At 56.3% G+C, this 16,403-nt stretch carries 13 protein-coding genes and 5 pseudogenes; 13 read left to right on the forward strand and 5 right to left on the reverse strand.

Annotation, left to right across the window (positions count from 1 at the left end):
* Window positions 1–204: 204 nt before the first annotated feature.
* Window positions 205–381 carry a hypothetical protein gene (locus N8E89_RS22645; RefSeq protein WP_262262060.1) on the reverse strand — a complete coding sequence of 59 codons (177 nt, stop codon included), beginning with the start codon at window positions 379–381 and terminating at the stop codon, window positions 205–207.
* Window positions 382–630: 249 nt separating this feature from the next.
* Here N8E89_RS22645 and N8E89_RS29475 point away from each other — a divergent pair.
* Window positions 631–1,140 (forward strand): annotated as a pseudogene (locus N8E89_RS29475) (SDR family NAD(P)-dependent oxidoreductase); the annotation flags it as partial.
* Complete coding sequence (locus tag N8E89_RS29480; RefSeq protein ID WP_410010396.1) at window positions 1,136–1,423, forward strand: SDR family oxidoreductase; 288 nt, start codon at window positions 1,136–1,138, stop codon at window positions 1,421–1,423. The pseudogene N8E89_RS29475 and the gene N8E89_RS29480, both read left to right, overlap by 5 nt.
* Before the next feature lie 69 nt (window positions 1,424–1,492).
* On the opposite strand, the gene N8E89_RS22655 is transcribed toward N8E89_RS29480, so the two are convergent.
* On the reverse strand, window positions 1,493–2,002 hold the full coding sequence (locus N8E89_RS22655; protein WP_262262062.1) for a ferritin-like domain-containing protein: 510 nt from the start codon (window positions 2,000–2,002) through the stop codon (window positions 1,493–1,495).
* A gap of 117 nt (window positions 2,003–2,119) precedes the next feature.
* Entirely contained in the window at window positions 2,120–2,581 is a 462-nt protein-coding gene (locus tag N8E89_RS22660) for a DUF892 family protein (RefSeq protein ID WP_262262063.1), read from the reverse strand.
* Between the two features lie 759 nt (window positions 2,582–3,340).
* Between N8E89_RS22660 and N8E89_RS22665 the strand changes: the two genes are divergently transcribed.
* The 6 genes and pseudogenes from N8E89_RS22665 to N8E89_RS29485 all read left to right on the forward strand — a co-directional run.
* The gene (locus N8E89_RS22665) at window positions 3,341–3,820 is read left to right on the forward strand and encodes a hypothetical protein (RefSeq protein WP_262262064.1); all 480 of its coding nucleotides are present in this window, start codon (window positions 3,341–3,343) and stop codon (window positions 3,818–3,820) included.
* 101 nt (window positions 3,821–3,921) lie between these two features.
* A pseudogene (locus N8E89_RS22670) lies at window positions 3,922–7,684 on the forward strand (YadA-like family protein).
* A gap of 37 nt (window positions 7,685–7,721) precedes the next feature.
* On the forward strand, window positions 7,722–8,255 hold the full coding sequence (locus tag N8E89_RS22675) for an invasion associated locus B family protein (RefSeq protein ID WP_262262066.1): 534 nt from the start codon (window positions 7,722–7,724) through the stop codon (window positions 8,253–8,255).
* 105 nt (window positions 8,256–8,360) lie between these two features.
* Window positions 8,361–8,939, forward strand: a complete 579-nt coding sequence (locus tag N8E89_RS22680) for a hypothetical protein (protein WP_262262067.1) — start codon at window positions 8,361–8,363, stop codon at window positions 8,937–8,939.
* 50 nt (window positions 8,940–8,989) lie between these two features.
* Window positions 8,990–9,469: a DUF4189 domain-containing protein gene (locus N8E89_RS22685; RefSeq protein WP_262262068.1), complete on the forward strand. Its 480-nt coding sequence runs from the start codon at window positions 8,990–8,992 to the stop codon at window positions 9,467–9,469.
* A gap of 215 nt (window positions 9,470–9,684) precedes the next feature.
* Window positions 9,685–9,780: pseudogene (locus N8E89_RS29485) on the forward strand (autotransporter outer membrane beta-barrel domain-containing protein); the annotation flags it as partial.
* Between the two features lie 1,238 nt (window positions 9,781–11,018).
* Here the strand turns inward: N8E89_RS29485 and N8E89_RS22695 are convergent.
* Both N8E89_RS22695 and N8E89_RS22700 read right to left on the reverse strand, forming a co-directional pair.
* Window positions 11,019–11,240 carry a hypothetical protein gene (locus N8E89_RS22695; RefSeq protein ID WP_262262069.1) on the reverse strand — a complete coding sequence of 74 codons (222 nt, stop codon included), beginning with the start codon at window positions 11,238–11,240 and terminating at the stop codon, window positions 11,019–11,021.
* A gap of 129 nt (window positions 11,241–11,369) precedes the next feature.
* Window positions 11,370–11,573 (reverse strand): DUF4287 domain-containing protein, encoded by a 204-nt coding sequence (locus tag N8E89_RS22700; RefSeq protein WP_262263299.1) that lies wholly within the window; start codon window positions 11,571–11,573, stop codon window positions 11,370–11,372.
* Here N8E89_RS22700 and N8E89_RS22705 point away from each other — a divergent pair.
* The 5 genes and pseudogenes from N8E89_RS22705 to N8E89_RS22725 form a co-directional block, all read left to right on the forward strand.
* A pseudogene (locus tag N8E89_RS22705) lies at window positions 11,538–12,056 on the forward strand (LysR substrate-binding domain-containing protein); the annotation flags it as partial. The gene N8E89_RS22700 and the pseudogene N8E89_RS22705 overlap by 36 nt on opposite strands.
* A gap of 1,039 nt (window positions 12,057–13,095) precedes the next feature.
* A pseudogene (locus N8E89_RS22710) lies at window positions 13,096–14,158 on the forward strand (sensor histidine kinase).
* 784 nt (window positions 14,159–14,942) lie between these two features.
* On the forward strand, window positions 14,943–15,152 hold the full coding sequence (locus N8E89_RS22715; protein ID WP_262262071.1) for a DUF982 domain-containing protein: 210 nt from the start codon (window positions 14,943–14,945) through the stop codon (window positions 15,150–15,152).
* A gap of 165 nt (window positions 15,153–15,317) precedes the next feature.
* On the forward strand, window positions 15,318–15,689 hold the full coding sequence (locus tag N8E89_RS22720; RefSeq protein WP_262262073.1) for a COG4315 family predicted lipoprotein: 372 nt from the start codon (window positions 15,318–15,320) through the stop codon (window positions 15,687–15,689).
* 145 nt (window positions 15,690–15,834) lie between these two features.
* Window positions 15,835–16,098 carry a DUF982 domain-containing protein gene (locus N8E89_RS22725; protein ID WP_262262074.1) on the forward strand — a complete coding sequence of 88 codons (264 nt, stop codon included), beginning with the start codon at window positions 15,835–15,837 and terminating at the stop codon, window positions 16,096–16,098.
* The last annotated feature ends 305 nt before the right edge of the window (window positions 16,099–16,403 follow it).

Genomic DNA, 16,403 nt, shown 5'->3' on the forward strand with positions numbered 1-16,403 from the left:
GTTCTATGAGCCGGCGGTTGTCGCAGCAGCTAGAGACGGCTGAGACAGCAGAGATCATGGATGCGTGGCGATGAACGTTACATCGAAAGAGAACAGATTCCCGCAGGACGCGAACTCAGATTGGAAATGGGATTGGAGAAATTGACAGTGCGACATGCTAGAAAGCCCGCCAACTAGGAATGACGGGCTTTCTTTCAGGTATTGTCATTTATTTTTGTGGCTCTGCTGTCCAGCTTTTGAATGCTGGTCCGAGGAACCGCCGCGTGTGGATCCCGACCCCTGTTGGGATCCCTTGGTGCCGCCCTCTTGTTTCTGCTGCCCCGAGCTGCTTTTGCTGCCTTGCTGCCCGGACTTTGAACGCTGATCGTCTTTCTCTGGCATCGGATTTCTCCTGGTTGTGCTTACCTCTCCGCGCCTTCAAACCACCAGGACACGCAATTGTTCCACCCCTGAAAAATTATCCCAACGAAGAACAAAAAAACGTTCACGAAAGCCTCGCGGCGCGATCGGGAACTTCGAAAGCAGGTGTGCGTTCGCCATGTAGTACAAACTTGAGGTGACGCCATGTCCGACTACCCAATTCCTCCCTTTCCCCCACAGCAGCAGCCCATGCGTGGCCAAACCGGTGAAATGAATCCACGCCCTGACCATGGAGAGCAATCCTATCGAGGCTCGGGTCGGCTTGAAGGAAAAGTGGCGATCATTACCGGCGGTGACAGCGGCATCGGCAGAGCTGTAGCCATCGCCTACGCTCGAGAGGGGGCAGATATTCTGGTAGCCTATCTTAATGAAGAGGCTGATGCCCTTGAGACCCAACGGCTCGTTGAGGCGGCCGGACGGAAGGCTGTGCTGGTTGCCGGGGACATCGCGTCTTCTGCTCACTGTCGTTCCATTGTCGACATGGCGGTAAGCGAATTTGGCAAGATTGACATACTTGTGAACAATGCAGCTCATCAGGCAAGCTTCGATGGGATCGAAGAAATTTCAGATGACGAATGGGAGCTGACGTTCAAAGTCAACATCCACGCCATGTTTTACCTGACCAAGGCCGCGGTGGCGCATATGCCTTCTGGCAGTGCCATCATCAATACGGCATCGATAAATGCCGACAGCCCCAATCCTTCCTTGCTGGCATATGCAACCACAAAAGGCGCGATTCAAAACTTCACCGCAGGCCTGGCGCAGCTTCTTGCAGAAAAAAGGAATTCGGGCCAATGCTGTGGCGCCGGGACCGATCTGGACGCCGCTCATACCTTCCACAATGCCGGCAGAGACCGTGCAAAACTTTGGCAAACAAGTCCCCATGAAGCGGCCCGGCCAACCGGCTGAGCTTGCAACCGCATACGTGATGCTGGCTGACCCGCTTTCCAGCTATGTGTCAGGCGCGACGGTAGCAGTGACGGGCGGAAGGCCATTCCTATAAGGAGCCAACCTGGCGTCAATGCTGTTCGGCACGGTGCTTTCCACCCGCATAGACGAAGCGCCTGCGTGGTTATCGCTTGGCGGTATCCGAGTCCGAGATTTCGCGCTGAAGGAACGTCCGGGTCACGTCTTCAGCATGCTCGGCCAGCCAATCGGCCATCGCTTGCTCCTCGGCTAAAATGGTTTCACACACATTCTCCGTTTCGGCATCGCCGACATAGCGGGCGGCTTCTGCCAGCATCTTGTAGCTGGCAATTTCCATATGCTCGAACGTATAGCCGGCGAGCGAACCTTTCATCACCTCATCACTGACGAAGATGCCGCTGAGCGATTGGCCCAATGCCACCAACTTGGCGCCGGCGTCCTTCAGACTGGATGTGTCGGTGTTGCGGCGTTCCAGACAGCCGCGAACGAGTTCGGCGTGCCGTTCGGTCTCGCGGATGTGCTGGGAAATGCGTTGTCGTAAATCCGGATAGTTTTCGAGTCTTCCCTCTTGGCCCTTCAGCATTGTCAGGGCCTGTTCTTCCATGGCATGGGCATTGCGCAACCAATCGTTTAAGACATCATCGGCGACGGTCATGGTAAATCTCCTCGCTGGAATTGAGCTTGCATCCCAACACTGATGTTCAAGAATTGTTCCTGAGAATATTAACGGCGATAACCTGTTTGTTCGCTGGTGTGGAGAGAGCACGAAGAATCATGATTTCTTAACGTGAATAGTGTGTTGTTCATAACAACCTAGCTTATGCAGATCTTCCTTTGTTCGAAGATGGCAATCCTTAAAAGCTCGGGCCGTTTCGGCCAAACCGAGCGCTTTAGCCCATGTCATGACGGCGCTATAGCTTGCCAGCAAATGATGCAAGGCCAGCTCTAGCCAGGCTGTCTGTTCCGTAGACGATGAGGCCCTTTCAAACCCTGCCTGCATCGCCGCAAATGTCTGCGATCGTTTTGCACGGGCGAGCTTAGCGCTTCTCTTGAAGGCTGATCGCAAGTGTTCCAGCCTTTGATGAGAATGCTCGAAGCAATGAGTGATTCGGGCCCGCAATAAGGCATCGTCGACAAGCCCTGCGGCTTGTAGCATTGTCTGAAGCTGACGCTCGCAAAACAGCGTTCGCCTGAGCGCGCCAACAAATAATTGATCCAAAGTTCGTTGGAGCAACGTCTCTCTCGCGATTTGATTTCGATTGATAGCGAACCCGCGGACGGTTCAGATGTTCCCCACGTCGCTGCGGCATGACGGCCGATGGCAGCACCAGCCGGTTGTCCGCCAGTCAAAAGCGCCTCCAGCTTTGCTATAACGAGACACGTTGAAGACAACCCCAGATGAATGGTCAAGCGGATCAAATTGATGCGGCGCGTCGTTTAGGAGGCGCAAAAAAAAGCGGAAACAGCATCCCCGAATCGTGGCGGCATATATGCACTCATGATCCTGGCACATGGTTTGGACCAGGCAAAAACCGACAGGTATTGTTATGTTAACATGTAGAATCGGAATAGTTGTTAAGACAGTTCAATTGGAGCCACAATGATTGACGTGGGAATGTTTAGCTGCAGACTATCCCAATAGCCCACACGAGGTCGCAAATATTTTATAGCTTAAGTTCAGCAATATATCGTGGATTTTTACTTAAAAAATTGAAATAATTGCGATTAAATTGTTGACTTAATTGGAAATTTTTTTATCGTGATATGTTCTCAAGTTGAACGTGTAGTATAATCCCAAATCAGCTCCCAATTTCTTGCTAGTTTACTTTCCAGGGTATCCTGAAATGAGTAGTGCCAGCTGCATTCGTGGCAAAGGGGGCGACATATTTTGTCATTGGTGGAAACTCAGATCGTGGCTTCCCGTAAACGTTTTTTGCCAGGAGTCCAAGCTCAGATTGCGCGCTACCTGCGAATGGCAAACAGGCTGCAGAGCGTGTGGAATCGGACCGTCACGCCCGCTTTATCCCAGTCTGTTGTCGATAATTTTGATCGCAGGGTAACGTTTGTCGCCGCCTCGCTGGAAAAACGACAACAGACGGAGTTGCCTGACCCCCGGTGTGACCTTCTGCTTGCAACCTATGTGTTTGGCCTTACAGCTCCTTTTTATGAAGACGGACCGCCCGACCGGCATCTCGAGGCAATCCGCAACTGTCTTGTGCGTGTGATGGCGCCCGAACGGGTGACGCAGGCGCTTTTCGCGACGCCGGCTGACGGGGACGACTGGTATGCGAATGCATTCGAACCCATCGAGGCGATCGGCCGCAAGGACGGGCGCGCACTGTTCATCCGATACGTCGGTGATGACGGCTCCACTTCAATTCAGAACGAACACCCCTATCAATCTGCACCCGAAATCAATGGCGGATTCAAGGAAGAACCGGCCGTGACCAATTTGAGAGGAACTGCCAAATGATGCATTTGCCGCGTGGGACTGCTTTCCGTCAGATTGTCCGCTTCACGGGAAATTGGGTACCCGGGGCACTTGAAGACAACCGCTCCTTGCGGCGCCGAGTGATGGCGGCGCTGCGCAGGGCGCATCGTGTGCTCGGCATGCGCCGCAAAGGTCTGGGGATTGGGATGCTGGGCCTGGGCCTCGCCGCGTTCGGCCTCTCTTCGCCGGCCCAGGCGCAATATCAGGCTGGCGGCGGCACGGCGTCAGGTGCCAACTCCGTCGCCGTCGGTAACGGTGCCCAAGCGAATGGCCAGAACAGCATGGCGTTGGGCACCTCTAACAGTGCAACGGGCAACGCTTCGATCGCCATCGGCTATTCGATGGGTGTCAATGGCCTCAACGCCATAGGCATAGGTGTCTTCGCGGGCGCGACCGGCGTCAACGCACTGGCCATCGGCGGGAACGCCCAAGCCACTGCGGACGGAGCAAGCTCCATTGGCGTCAACTCGGTTGCAGGCGCGGGCGCGGCCGCCTTTGGCCTGAACGCGCGCGCCGACGGAGTGAACTCGACGGCGATAGGCTATGTTACCCGGGCGACCGGGCTGCGCGCCACCGCGCTCGGGTTTGGTGCAACAGCGTCCGGGCTGGATCCGCTTGCCCAAGGTAATAGCGCCGTCGCAAGCAACCAGAATGCCATCGCCATCGGATTCCAGGCGACCGCGACCGCGATCAACTCCGTCAATCTTGGCAACAGAACTGCTGCGGGAATGGGCGCCCTTCAAGAGAGCGCCATCGCCCTCGGCACGGACGTACTGGCGTCTCAGGTCGACGCCATTGCGATCGGGCGCCAAAGTCAGTCGACCGGCACGAGCGCCACGGCGATGGGTAGGAACTCCCGCGCCTGGGGCAACCAGTCGATCGCACTCGGCCTCGGCGCGGTTGCAGGCGTTCAGGCCAACACGGCCATACCCAATAGTATCGCGATCGGCACCAATGCGGTCGCCTCCGGCGGTTTCGGCGTTGCGATCGGCAGCGCCTCGAATGCGACCGCCGATGCCGGCACAGCAGTTGGCAACACGGCCATTGCCAGCGGCCAGAACGCCTCCGCATTCGGATCTGGCGCGAATGCGACGGGAGCCAATTCACTCGCTGCCGGCGTCAGCGCCAATGCCAGCGGAATCGCCAGCACCGCGCTCGGCATCGGCGCCGTAACCAGCGGCACGAATGCCGTCGCTGTCGGCGTTTCGGCGAGCGCGTCCGCGTTAAATTCCATCTATCTCGGCTCGCGTACCTTTGGAGCAGGCGCCAGCGCACAGAGTGCCATCGGCATCGGCACGGACGTGTCAGCGTCCGCAGCCAACGCTATCGCGGTCGGTCTCCAGTCCACTGCGAGCTCCGCCGATGCCGTCGCCATCGGCACCAGAGCGAATGCCAGCGGAGGCAAGGCCGTTGCCATCGGCGCCGACAACGTCGCCTATGGCAACGGCGCGGTGGCGATCGGCGATCCGAGCTTCGCCAGCGGCACCGGCGCCTTCACCGGCGGCGCCAACAACATCGCCAATGCCGACGGCACGGCGAGCGCCACGGCGGCCAACCAGGCCAATGGCGCGGTCGCCATCGGCAACAACAACGTCGCGATCGGCCAGGGCTCCGTGGCGCTCGGCAACTTCAGCCGTGCGGGCGCTGCGGGCGCGGTCGCCCTTGGTGATACCGCCGTTGCGAACAATGCCGACGACGTTGCTCTGGGTTCAGGCTCGGTCACCTCGGTCGCGATCGGCACGCCCAGCGCAATAATCAACGGCACGACCTACGCCTTTGAAGGAACCACTCCGACCTCCACGGTCAGTATTGGTGCGGCTGGCGCTGAACGCACCATCACCAATCTGGCGGCGGGCCGGATCAGTGCGACGTCAACCGATGCGGTCAACGGCTCGCAGCTCTTTGCTACCAACAGCGCAGTCGACAGTCTTGGTACGACGATCAACAACATCAACGATGGCGCCGGCATCAAATATTTCCACGCCAACTCAACGCTCGCCGATTCCACCGCGACGGGGACGGATTCCGTAGCAATCGGACCGGTCTCCACCGCAACGGGCGCTGGCTCGGTCTCGGTCGGCAACGGCGCCACCGCGACCAATGCGAATGATGTGGCACTTGGTTCTGGTAGCCAGACCGCAGTTGCGGTCGCCACCCCCGGAACCACGATCAATGGCGTCAACTATTTGTTCGCCGGTACAACCCCGACTTCGACCGTCAGTGTTGGTGCGGTCGGCGCTGAACGTACCATTACCAACGTGGCCGCGGGCCAGATCAACGGAGGGTCGACCGACGCGATCAACGGATCACAGCTCTTTGCGACAATCCAGTCGATCGACGCTGTGTCGGGTCAGCTTACGCACTATTACAGCTACAACGACGGGGGCACCCAGCAGGCAAACTATGCCAACAATGGCGCGACCGGAATCAACTCATTGGCGGCAGGCGTTGCCGCATCCTCGACCGCCGCAGAGTCTCTTGCTTTGGGCTACAATACCCAAGCGATAGTACTTGGCGGCGTCGCGATTGGCGCAGGCTCGGTATCTGACCGTACGCTCGCGCCGGCGACCGGCACGATTGGTACCTTTATCCCCTATAACACCACCGACCTTACCTTGCTCGGTGCTGTCTCGGTCGGGAACTCCACCGGTTATCGCCAGATCACCAATGTGGCTGATGGCACCGAGGCGAGCGATGCGGTCACGCTCCGCCAACTTAGTGGTGCGCTCGGCTCGTTCGCGACCACGACGACCAGGTACTTCCACGCCAACTCCATCCTGGCGGATCTCGCTCGCAGTTGGAACCGATTCCGTGGCAGTGGGCCCGTCGACAGTCGTCAATGGTGATAATGGCATCGGCATCGGCAACGGTGCGCTCGTCCAACAAACCGCTCCGGGCGGTATTGCCATCGGCCAGAACGCAACTGTCAATTTCGCCGACTCGGTGGCTCTCGGTACTAACGCTCAGGCGAACGGCATTCAATCCATGGCGCTTGGCGCCGGGGCCTCGACAACCTTCGCAACCAACGTTGCGCTTGGAGCGGGTGCGCAGGCAACCGCGCAGGCCGGGGATGTGGCGCTGGGTGCCGGTTCGACCACCTCGAATGTGGTCGCAACGACAAGCACCACCATCAATGGGACCACCTACAACTTTGCCGGTACCAGTCCCACGTCGACAGTGAGTGTCGGCAGTGCCGGCGCGGAGCGCACAATCACCAATGTGGCTGCGGGCCAGATCAGTGCGACGTCGACCGACGCCATTAATGGCAGCCAACTCTACGCAACGAACCAGTCGATTGAAGCGCTAACCACCGGCATTGGTGATCTTGGAGACTCTGCGGTCCAGTATGACGACAAAGCCGATGGCACGAAGTCGAACACGATCACGCTCCAGGGCGGTGATCCCAACGCGCCCGTACTGATCAGCAATGTTGCTGCCGGTGTTGCCAATACGGATGCAGTCAATGTCAAGCAGCTACAGGATGGGATGAGCACGACGCTGACAGATTCCAAATCCTACACCGACCAGGTTGGTGCGACGACATTGAATAGCGCCAACGCCTATACCGACTCTCAATTCGGGCAGCTCAGTAATGATATGGGTGAGATCCGCAGTGAAGCCAGAGGAGCTGCGGCGATCGGCCTGGCTGCGGCATCGCTGCGCTATGACGATCGTCCCGGCAAACTCAGCGTATCGATGGGCGGTGGTTACTGGCGCAATGAGGGGGCTTTGGCCTTTGGTGCCGGCTACACCAGCGAAAATGGACGCGTGCGCGCCAATCTTTCTGGTGCCACAACAGGCGGCAATGTTGGTGTTGGCGCTGGCATCAGCGTAACACTGAACTGAGACGCCTGACAAAATGCTACGGGAAAAGACTTCGGCAATGGTGAAGTTCCTGGTTTGCCTGCTCATGACGGGCAGCCAGGCCGCCGCCGGAGGCTACAAAATCAAATCGTCAGACGTGTTGGTGCCGCAGGGGGTGCCGATGGGCAAGTATCGCCGGATCATCCAGCCTTTTGAGAATTGGACTCTCATTTGTGACGAGAATCTGAAGTCCAGACGCAAGGTGTGCAACATCAGCCAGACCTTCACCGATGACACGGGAGCGCAAGTGTTCAGCTGGTCGCTCGCAGCAAATGTGGACGGTAAGCCCTTCATGATCTTGCGGGCACCAGCGGTGATTGGCGCCGGCAGCAAGTTTTCGCTGAAGCTTGCGGGAATAGACCGCGACGTGGATGTCGAGGTGAAGGCTTGCGACGCGTCGGTCTGTATTGGCTATCAGCCTGTCGGTCCGATCCTGCGCCAGCAGATTGGTAACGAGACAACGGCCAGGGTGTCATACATGAGCTCGGGTGAGAACGTCAGCATCGATGCCCCCTTCAAAGGACTTGCGGCCGCCCTGTCCGCAATCAAATAGTGAAAGAATATAAAATTGACCAAGCAATCAATCAATGATCGGATCCTATCCCGTTCGCAGAACAAGTCAGACGCGGAAGTGCAAGCTGCCTCAGGTTCACAGCTTATGCGGCGGATCACATTATTCTGCAGCATCGGCGCTTTTCTGGCGGCAGGGGGGGCACTTGCTTTTCAAATCGGTCCCCACGCTGGTGCGTTTTTATTTACTGAAGCGACGGCGCAGTCCCAAGCTCCCGAAAGCGCCAAAGGTGATACACCATTCGAGAAACATATCAGCCAGGCCGGCATCCGCACCTGTGCCAATCTTTTCCCGGTGCTCGGACAGGCGCTGACCTTTGGCTCGACCTATGCCGTTAACACCCAGTGGAACAAAACTTCTCCCGATGCACATACCGTGCAAGCCGTTGCTGGGATGAGCTACGACACACCGGAGTATAAGGAACAAGCAGGGGGTGTCGTCGTTGCATCACCAACCGCTGCAGGTTGCGAGGGGACTTTTGTCCGAGTGGCACCGTTTCAAAAGCCCTGCCAGGAGGTCATCGCAACCTTGCCGCAAGGAAGCACGCTTGCTGAAACGCTTTCCGGAATGCCATTTTACAATCTCGCAAATAATTCCGGTCAGGCCCTGCTGGTCCCCTCAGGAAATTCCTGTGTCGTCGTATCCGTGGGGAGTTTGGCTGGATGAAAACGCCATATCGTTCTCGCATGACAACTCTCAGGCTATGGAGCGTTCGTATGTCTGTTAACCGCATCCTTTCAATTGGACTGCTCTCAATGGTCATTGGCCTTGCTCCCAGCAGCCGGGCGGCCGATATGGCTGATCCGGGGTCGATCCCGGAGCCCATCCTTGCAGAAAAAGGGATCTGGGGTGCGATCGCCTATTCCACAACGGACAATCGACACGGTTTCTTTTGGGGAGCCGATAAACGCGATGAAGCGGAGAATATCGCCCTCAAATATTGCAAGAACGCAGAGGGAAAAAACTGCAAGATCGTTACGGTTTTTCGCAATCATCGTCACTGGAATGATGATGACGGTACCGGCTTTCCCTATGAGCATTGCGCCGCCTTGTCCGTAGGCAAGCCTGTTGCCGGCGGAACATCGTCCTGGGGAGCCGCCTCGGAAGAAACCCGGCAGAAGGCAGAGGAAAGGGCGACAAATCTGTGCGGAGGCGAGGGGCAGGAGTGTAAGATCCGCGAGTGGGTCTGTACCTGAAGTCTAGTGAAAACGAAGCTTTCACTCAGTGTCCCGGAACGCAGCAATCTGTAACTGTCCGACGCTGCCTAGGAGAGGGGCAAAACGGCAAGCGATTCAAGGTCTGGCTTAGGATTAAAAATCTCTCCCTGGCCCGAGAGCATAACGAACTGCCGGGCAGCGGTTCGGACAGGCAGCTTATCCTGCGACGCGGTATCGACCCCGCGCGATGAAGGACCTGGTATGGCCAGAACGGCTTCTACCTTGACGCGCAGGCGCAGGCGACATGGTATGAAAGTGACCTGTCTTCCGGCGTTCTCGGTAGTCTCTCGGCGGCAGCTTTAACTGGAATGATGACAAATATTCGATCTACAGCGAGGTTTCCATCAACACCAGCATGTCCAATTTCGCCGACAGCGACAGCCTCAACGGGACTGCGGGGTTCAGGGTGAAGTTCTGAGGCACAACCTGAGTGAAAACACCTAGTGTAGCTCAGGAATTTTCCTGAGCTACACTAGGGAACCCTGATTCACGTGATCCCCGCACCGTCCCAGGTCTTTCTGGTGTTGTCGAGGATCCAGTCAGGGCAGAAGTCGAGCAAGAGCTACCTTGTCAGCGTATGGCGTTCGGGCCACCCCTGCGTTGCATCTCCAAAGCATTCAGCTCATCTCTGATACGCCTGGCCTCGGCGGCCTCCAGCAGAATGGCGTCGAAGCCCTCAACCGAGGCCGGTTTCTCGGTGAACACGTCATAGACTGTCCACCTATCCTTCGTCTCACGTCTAATGTCGAACCTGAGGGTCATGCTGAAGCCGTTTATGCAATAAAGACGCGGTGGCCTAGGTCCACCGCCAATCCGCGCATCACAAACGTGTAGGATCACGCGCCGCCGGTCTGGAACCCCGGTGTTCAGGAACAATTAAAATCGGACTTGGTTCCGCCTCTGCCCGGCGCAGGGCAGCAAGCACTTCCGATGTTTGTGCGAAGTTTCGATGCTTTTTCACCGAAACAAACTTCCCCTCACTCGCCATACACTTTTTATTTTTTGGTGAATTTCGTCCACAGTAGAATGGGAAAATCCCTCCGGAGGGCCGCGGCCAGTGTCGATGCGTTCGTTACCTTAGGGCGGACTCATAAGCGATTCTGGGATCAGATGTGGCAGAGCCCCGTGCAAGTCATTGACATCTAGTGCGGCCATTTCATGTTACCTGGGTTGGAGGCGAAAACGTTGAGGCACCAATCAAAATCAATCAAAAAACACCCTTATCGGTATTTTCAAACGAAGAGTTATCAACGAGTTAATTTTGTACAAGGCCATTCGATCCCGACATAGGCGCGATCTCTAGCGAGTGGTTGTCGCGTTTTGCAACTGTCCAGCTGGTCGTTGCAAATCGACTCAACGCGTTCGTGCAGGATGGTGGTTCGCCCGCCAAGCCAATGAAGGGCTTCCTCGCGGATCTCGTCGCGCTCTTCAGCTAGTGTACGAAGAAAGCCTCAGGTGCGAATGTGGATCGTAGTTGGTGAGCGTTAGCAGCAAAGCCGAATTGCTCCATTCTTTCTCCGCGGGCTCGCTAGGATGGTCGGACGGCACGGCTTCTATGGTTGGCGGCTGGGCCGTTCATCGTAGCCTCATCGATCGAGCCCAGCGCTACCGCACGGTGTGATCGGCTTTTATATCGATCATGTTCTTGAGAAGCCAAGCTATGTGCAACGGGCTTCGCCACCATTTCCACCAAGAATTTTGCCGACGCCCCGCTGTTGCGGGCCAATTGTGGTTGAAAATCGATAGCCATGCCATCCCTCCTCGTGAAGCGATGCGGCACCAGATGGGAGCGAAGGCCATGATACATCCAGAATTTAGACCGAACATTACTTAAATTGCGGACTTGGCGCCAATACCGCCGTTGTCCGCTCAGGGTCGGTCAGGCTGCACTCTGGGCCCGATGATATGCAACTAGAGCATTGGCGTGCCCATGACCCATCTTGTGCTCTAACTTGAGTGTGGAAACCATCTCCATGTGCTTCTTTTCCTTCATTTCATCCAGCACCTTCAGCCAGTGGCTTATCGGCTTGCCGTATGTATTCTCAATAAGATCGAGCTGAACAGTGACAATGCGTTTCGCAATATCGTTGAGGATCGGTTCGATGCGGGTGTGAGACTGGGCGAAAGCGTCGATAAAGACATGATTGCAGTCAGGATTAGCCCCGACTGGCGCTTGGTCGCAGTCGGCGCACCAGACTACTTTTCCACACACTCCATGCCCAAATCGCCGCAGGAGCTTGTCGGGCACAACTGCATTAACCATCGGCAGTCCCGATCTGGCGGGCTTTACGTATGGGAGTTCGCAAAAGATGGCAGAGAGCTTCGAGTTCGTGTCGATGGACAGTTCACCTTCAGCACGTCCTTTGCCATGGTCGACGCGGCTGTCAACGGCTATGGCATCGCCTATGTGCCGGAAAACCTCGTCGACAAGGAAATAGCCTCAGGGCGACTTATTCACGTCCTTGACGACTGGTCGCCGATGTTCACGGGCTATTATCTCTACGACCCAAACAGGCGTCAGAATTCGCCTGCCTTTAAAATTGTCGTGGATGCGCTTCGTTTATAAGGCCGGCGGGCAAATCGGTTCGAAAAAACGGACCCTGAAACGACGCGAAAGCCTTGCGAAGCGGTCGGACGGCCCTCAATGCGCTTTATGACACCAAAATCAGTGGATCAACTGGCGGTGCAAGCCATTCATCGCATTCGCCACGTCTGGTTGCAGACAGAGGCAAGCGATTGTAGAGGCAGCGCGCTACCACTGATCATGCGGTTCGTGATGCCGAAGAACGAAGCTCAGCAAGCGCGCTGTGGTGTGCCTCTCCCGCGAGCGATTCTTGAACAAGCGCACAGAGTTGGTGGATGCGTTGCGATCCCCTCTGTGCGAATTTGGCTATCAATTATCCGCTTAGCCTCGACTAGATCACCGCTGATGAAGATACCGAGCTGCTCGTATGTTGACGACGTTTAGGATGACGCTGAGAGAGTTCATGGCGTAGCGTTTGAGCCGCATTTGGCAAAGACGCCATTGCCGAATAAAAAGGACCGCTGCGGGGAGGAGGAAAGCAGCGGTCCTGATTGTAAATGCGCCGCGGGAGGAGGTGCAGCGCACTTGATGTTGGGGCTTCTGGGAGGAAAGAACCCCTCTCTAAGAATAGCGTCGCTCAAATTAGAGGCAATAAACAACTTTGCATATTAGTGTGCAAATTGTCGCATTGCTTCAATCCTATTCCATACCGCAGTCCATTCAGGCTGGAGGCTCTGCCCGAGCGAAGCACCGGCGGACAGCTCTCACGCTGTCTGTTTCGGCACCGGCGTAAATCTGGCGTCAAACGGTGGGAACCGGCAACCTCTTGCTTTCCTATCTATCCGGCTCAGTCGGCTTGCCACCGGCATATCAGCGGTCGCCGCCGGCACGGGCAACGTTGGCATCCTGGTATCGCTTTTCAGCGCGGCATCTGCGCCGGGATCGACGAGTATGAGCATATAGTCTGACACTCTGTTCTGGCCCAAGCCGAAACGGTGCGCGACATCTGTGAAAGGAAGGTGTATCTTTGGCATCGGCTGCCTCAATCGCGGCGTGACCAAGATTGGATCAACTTCCTGCCATGATCGACCTGCAAAACATTGAAGATGCGCAAAAGCTTGCGCAGGCAATCGTGAACACGATTCCCGAGCCGTTTATCGTGCTTGACGGTGAAATTCGTGTGCTGGCCGCCAGTCGCTCCTTTTACGAGGCGTTCAGGGTCGATCCGGAGCAGACGCGGGGCCATTTGCTCTACTCGCTCGGGACGGCCAATGGAATATCCCTGCCCTTCGTGTCCTGTTGGAGACAATCATTCCCGAACGTGCCGCAATGGCTTCGAGGTCGAGCATGATTTTCCCAATCTCGGACGCAGAACCATGCTGTTAAACGCTCGGACCGTGCTCTATGACGACAATGCCATTTCCACGATCCTGCTTGCTTTTTCCGATGTCATTGACCGCCGGACGATCGAACGGGAGAAGGATGCCCTTCTTAAGCAAACTGAAGAGCTGCTCCGCCAGAAGGATGTGCTGCTTCAGGAAATGCAGCACCGCGTCGCCAACAGCCTGCAGATCATTGCCGGCATCTTGCTATTGAACGCGCGGGCCGTCACGTCGGAAGAAACACGGCTGCACCTGCAGGACGCCCATCAGCGCGTTATGTCGGTGGCCGAGGTGCAAAGGCACCTGCATACTTCCAACAGTATCGACCAGATTGAAGTCGGCTCTTACCTGACGAAGTTGTGCGGCAGCCTGGCCGCCTCGATGACCGGTGAAAGCAATCCCATCACGCTCGATGTAACCGCAGACGCAGGATGGATAGGATCGGACAAGGCCGTCAGCCTGGGCTTGATCGTCACCGAACTTGTCATCAACGCGATCAAGCACGCTTACCCGTCGGCCAAATCCGGCGACCGCATCACCGTCACCTACGAGATTGACAAGGCAGACTGGAGGCTTATCGTTTTCATCGGGAAAACCACCATTGTCGCCGGTGAAACCACCGGCGGCTTGGGAACTGCGATTGTCGAAGCCCTTGTGAAGCAGCTAGATGCACGCATGGACGTTGCCAGTAGCTCCGATGGTACAAGCGTTTCCATCACCCGGGGAACCTTCACATCGCGCATACCGCAGGCGGCAAGATGACATTTTATCGTTTCGAATTCGATGAAATTACCAGCAAAGAATCCGTCTGCGGCATTGAGCTCCGCGACAATCGAGCCGCTATGCATCAGGCGAGACTAGCGGTTCAGGATCTCGCTGGTTGACGCCAGTATCGAGGGCGTTGATCAGGCGGACTGGGTCCTACGAGTGTATCGTGGTGTTGGAATACTGATTGGAACCGTTCGCTTCGCCGACTTGCTGAATGTCCCGAAATAACAAAACTGATGATCCGAGCATCGATGCGAGATCCGCGTCAACACAACCCTATGATAGCTTCCGTTTGCTATTTCGTTTGACGAAGTGGCGCATTCAGCCCCCACTGTTGTAGCGCTTCGATAGTCACCTGGATTTCGGAGGCGCAGCTGCTTGCCGTATGCGAGCTTATAGACCAATTGCGTAATCTCCGGATCCTTGGGTCGATAGATATCCCAGTCCAAAAGGCCATTTTATTCGTCGAGATGTTTCATCGACGAAGACTTGTTGCACTTTCGCCTGAAAGAAACATTGGCCGCAGCGGCCTGCAGGTAACAACCGTTAGTTCAACCTTAAATAGTCAGAAGATTCGCGCCATCCGATGAACGTCACATTACAACAATAGTACGTGTCGCAATAATCAGAGGATTTTGCCAAAGGCGTCGATAGCTTAACAATAGAAGAACCAGCTCATTGCCATCGCAACCGGAACAACGGTGAGCAGCGCGCGTTCTGGGGTATGACCAATTTTACTTTTCCACACGTGACAATCAAAGCGAAGCATTCGGGCCAAATGTTGAATGTGTCTTCCATCCACGAAGCCTCTGAGCTGCTTGCGCACCATTGGCCGAAGAATGGGGGCCGCAAGCTCACTGCTGCTCGGAAAGCCTGTCTGGATGGTTTCGACGGCACCATGTCCGCAGACGATGTGCGAAGAGCCTTCATAGGTGCCGCAAAGGAAATCGGCGTTTATGTCTGGGAGGAGACTGGGGAGGCGCGCTAGCCGCAGGTCCGCACGATCGATCGGACAAATTGGTTCGCCAGTGCGAGCAACAATGCTTCCCACTGGTCGGGTTGGATGGAACCGCTTTGGTAACGGCGCGTTTCTGGAAGCTTAGATCGGGCACTACTGGCATTCCGCCCGCACTCCCGAACCGGAAAGAAAATCATGAGAACGATGCTAATCGCAATCGGCGTGCTGGCCGCCGCAATGGTGGCGGCTTTGGCTGCCGAGCCCGTCAAAATGATGGACACGAAGATGGGTAAGGTCATGGCCACTGAGAAAGGTATGACGCTCTATACATTCGACAAGGATGCAAAGGGCAAATCGAACTGCGACGCTGATTGCCTGAAGAAGTGGCCAGCGTTTCATGCCGATGCCAAAGCCAAGGCGGAAGGCGAATGGTCGCTGGTCAAGGCAGCGGACGGCAAGGAAATGTGGGCCTATGAGGGCAAGCCGCTTTACACCTATGCCGAAGATAAAAAAGCCGGTGAAATGAGCGGCGATGGTGTTGGCGGCGTTTGGCATATAGCCAAATAAAACCGCGCTGCATAAAGCTGGGGCGGTCTTGGATCGCCCCTCTCCCAAAGAGGCAGTTAAGCGGGCACATGACGCTTAATGCTATCTCCGGCAATCTGCTTTCTCCCTATACAAATAGTCAAATTCTAACTGGGACGCCTCGCTAGTGGAAAACGTATATTTCAAATCGGTGACCGTTGAGTCGGCATATCCCGGCAAACGACAGAACATCAGTTCGGTCGGTACGGCGGTCGAATTTCTCTTGAATGAATGGCCAGGGAAACGGGGAAAGCTTCACGGTTTGGCGCGACAAGCGTGTCTGGAGGCGCTGGATGGCACTGTGTCCGGCGACATGGCAAGGTCGGCTTTTCTCGAGGCTGCCACGGAAGCAAATATCTATGTCGAGAACACCAGTTGGGTGCATTATTAGCCGAACGAGGACAAGGTGATACGAGTCAGCGCTGCTTCTCGGTACAGCCCTCGCGCCATCGGATCCAGTGCTCGTCAGCGATGTTCAGGTCGGCCGCCGCATCTGCCCCTTTTTGTGGTTTGTCATCGCCGCCTCGCGCCGTGCTTATCTGCTTCGTTTGGGTCTTCCCGGCGTGGCTCCGGCGCGTTAGATTGGCGACTTGTGCGCCACGCAATGCGCCAAGCTTCCTTGCTCGATAGTCTCGGCTTGCGGTCGATAAATGCAACGACGATGCCGGCTAACGTGCAGAAAACTGGTACCGCAAC

Origin of the sequence: Phyllobacterium sp. A18/5-2 (genome assembly GCF_025452215.1) — a bacterium.
In the GTDB taxonomy this organism is placed as follows: domain Bacteria; phylum Pseudomonadota; class Alphaproteobacteria; order Rhizobiales; family Rhizobiaceae; genus Phyllobacterium; species Phyllobacterium sophorae.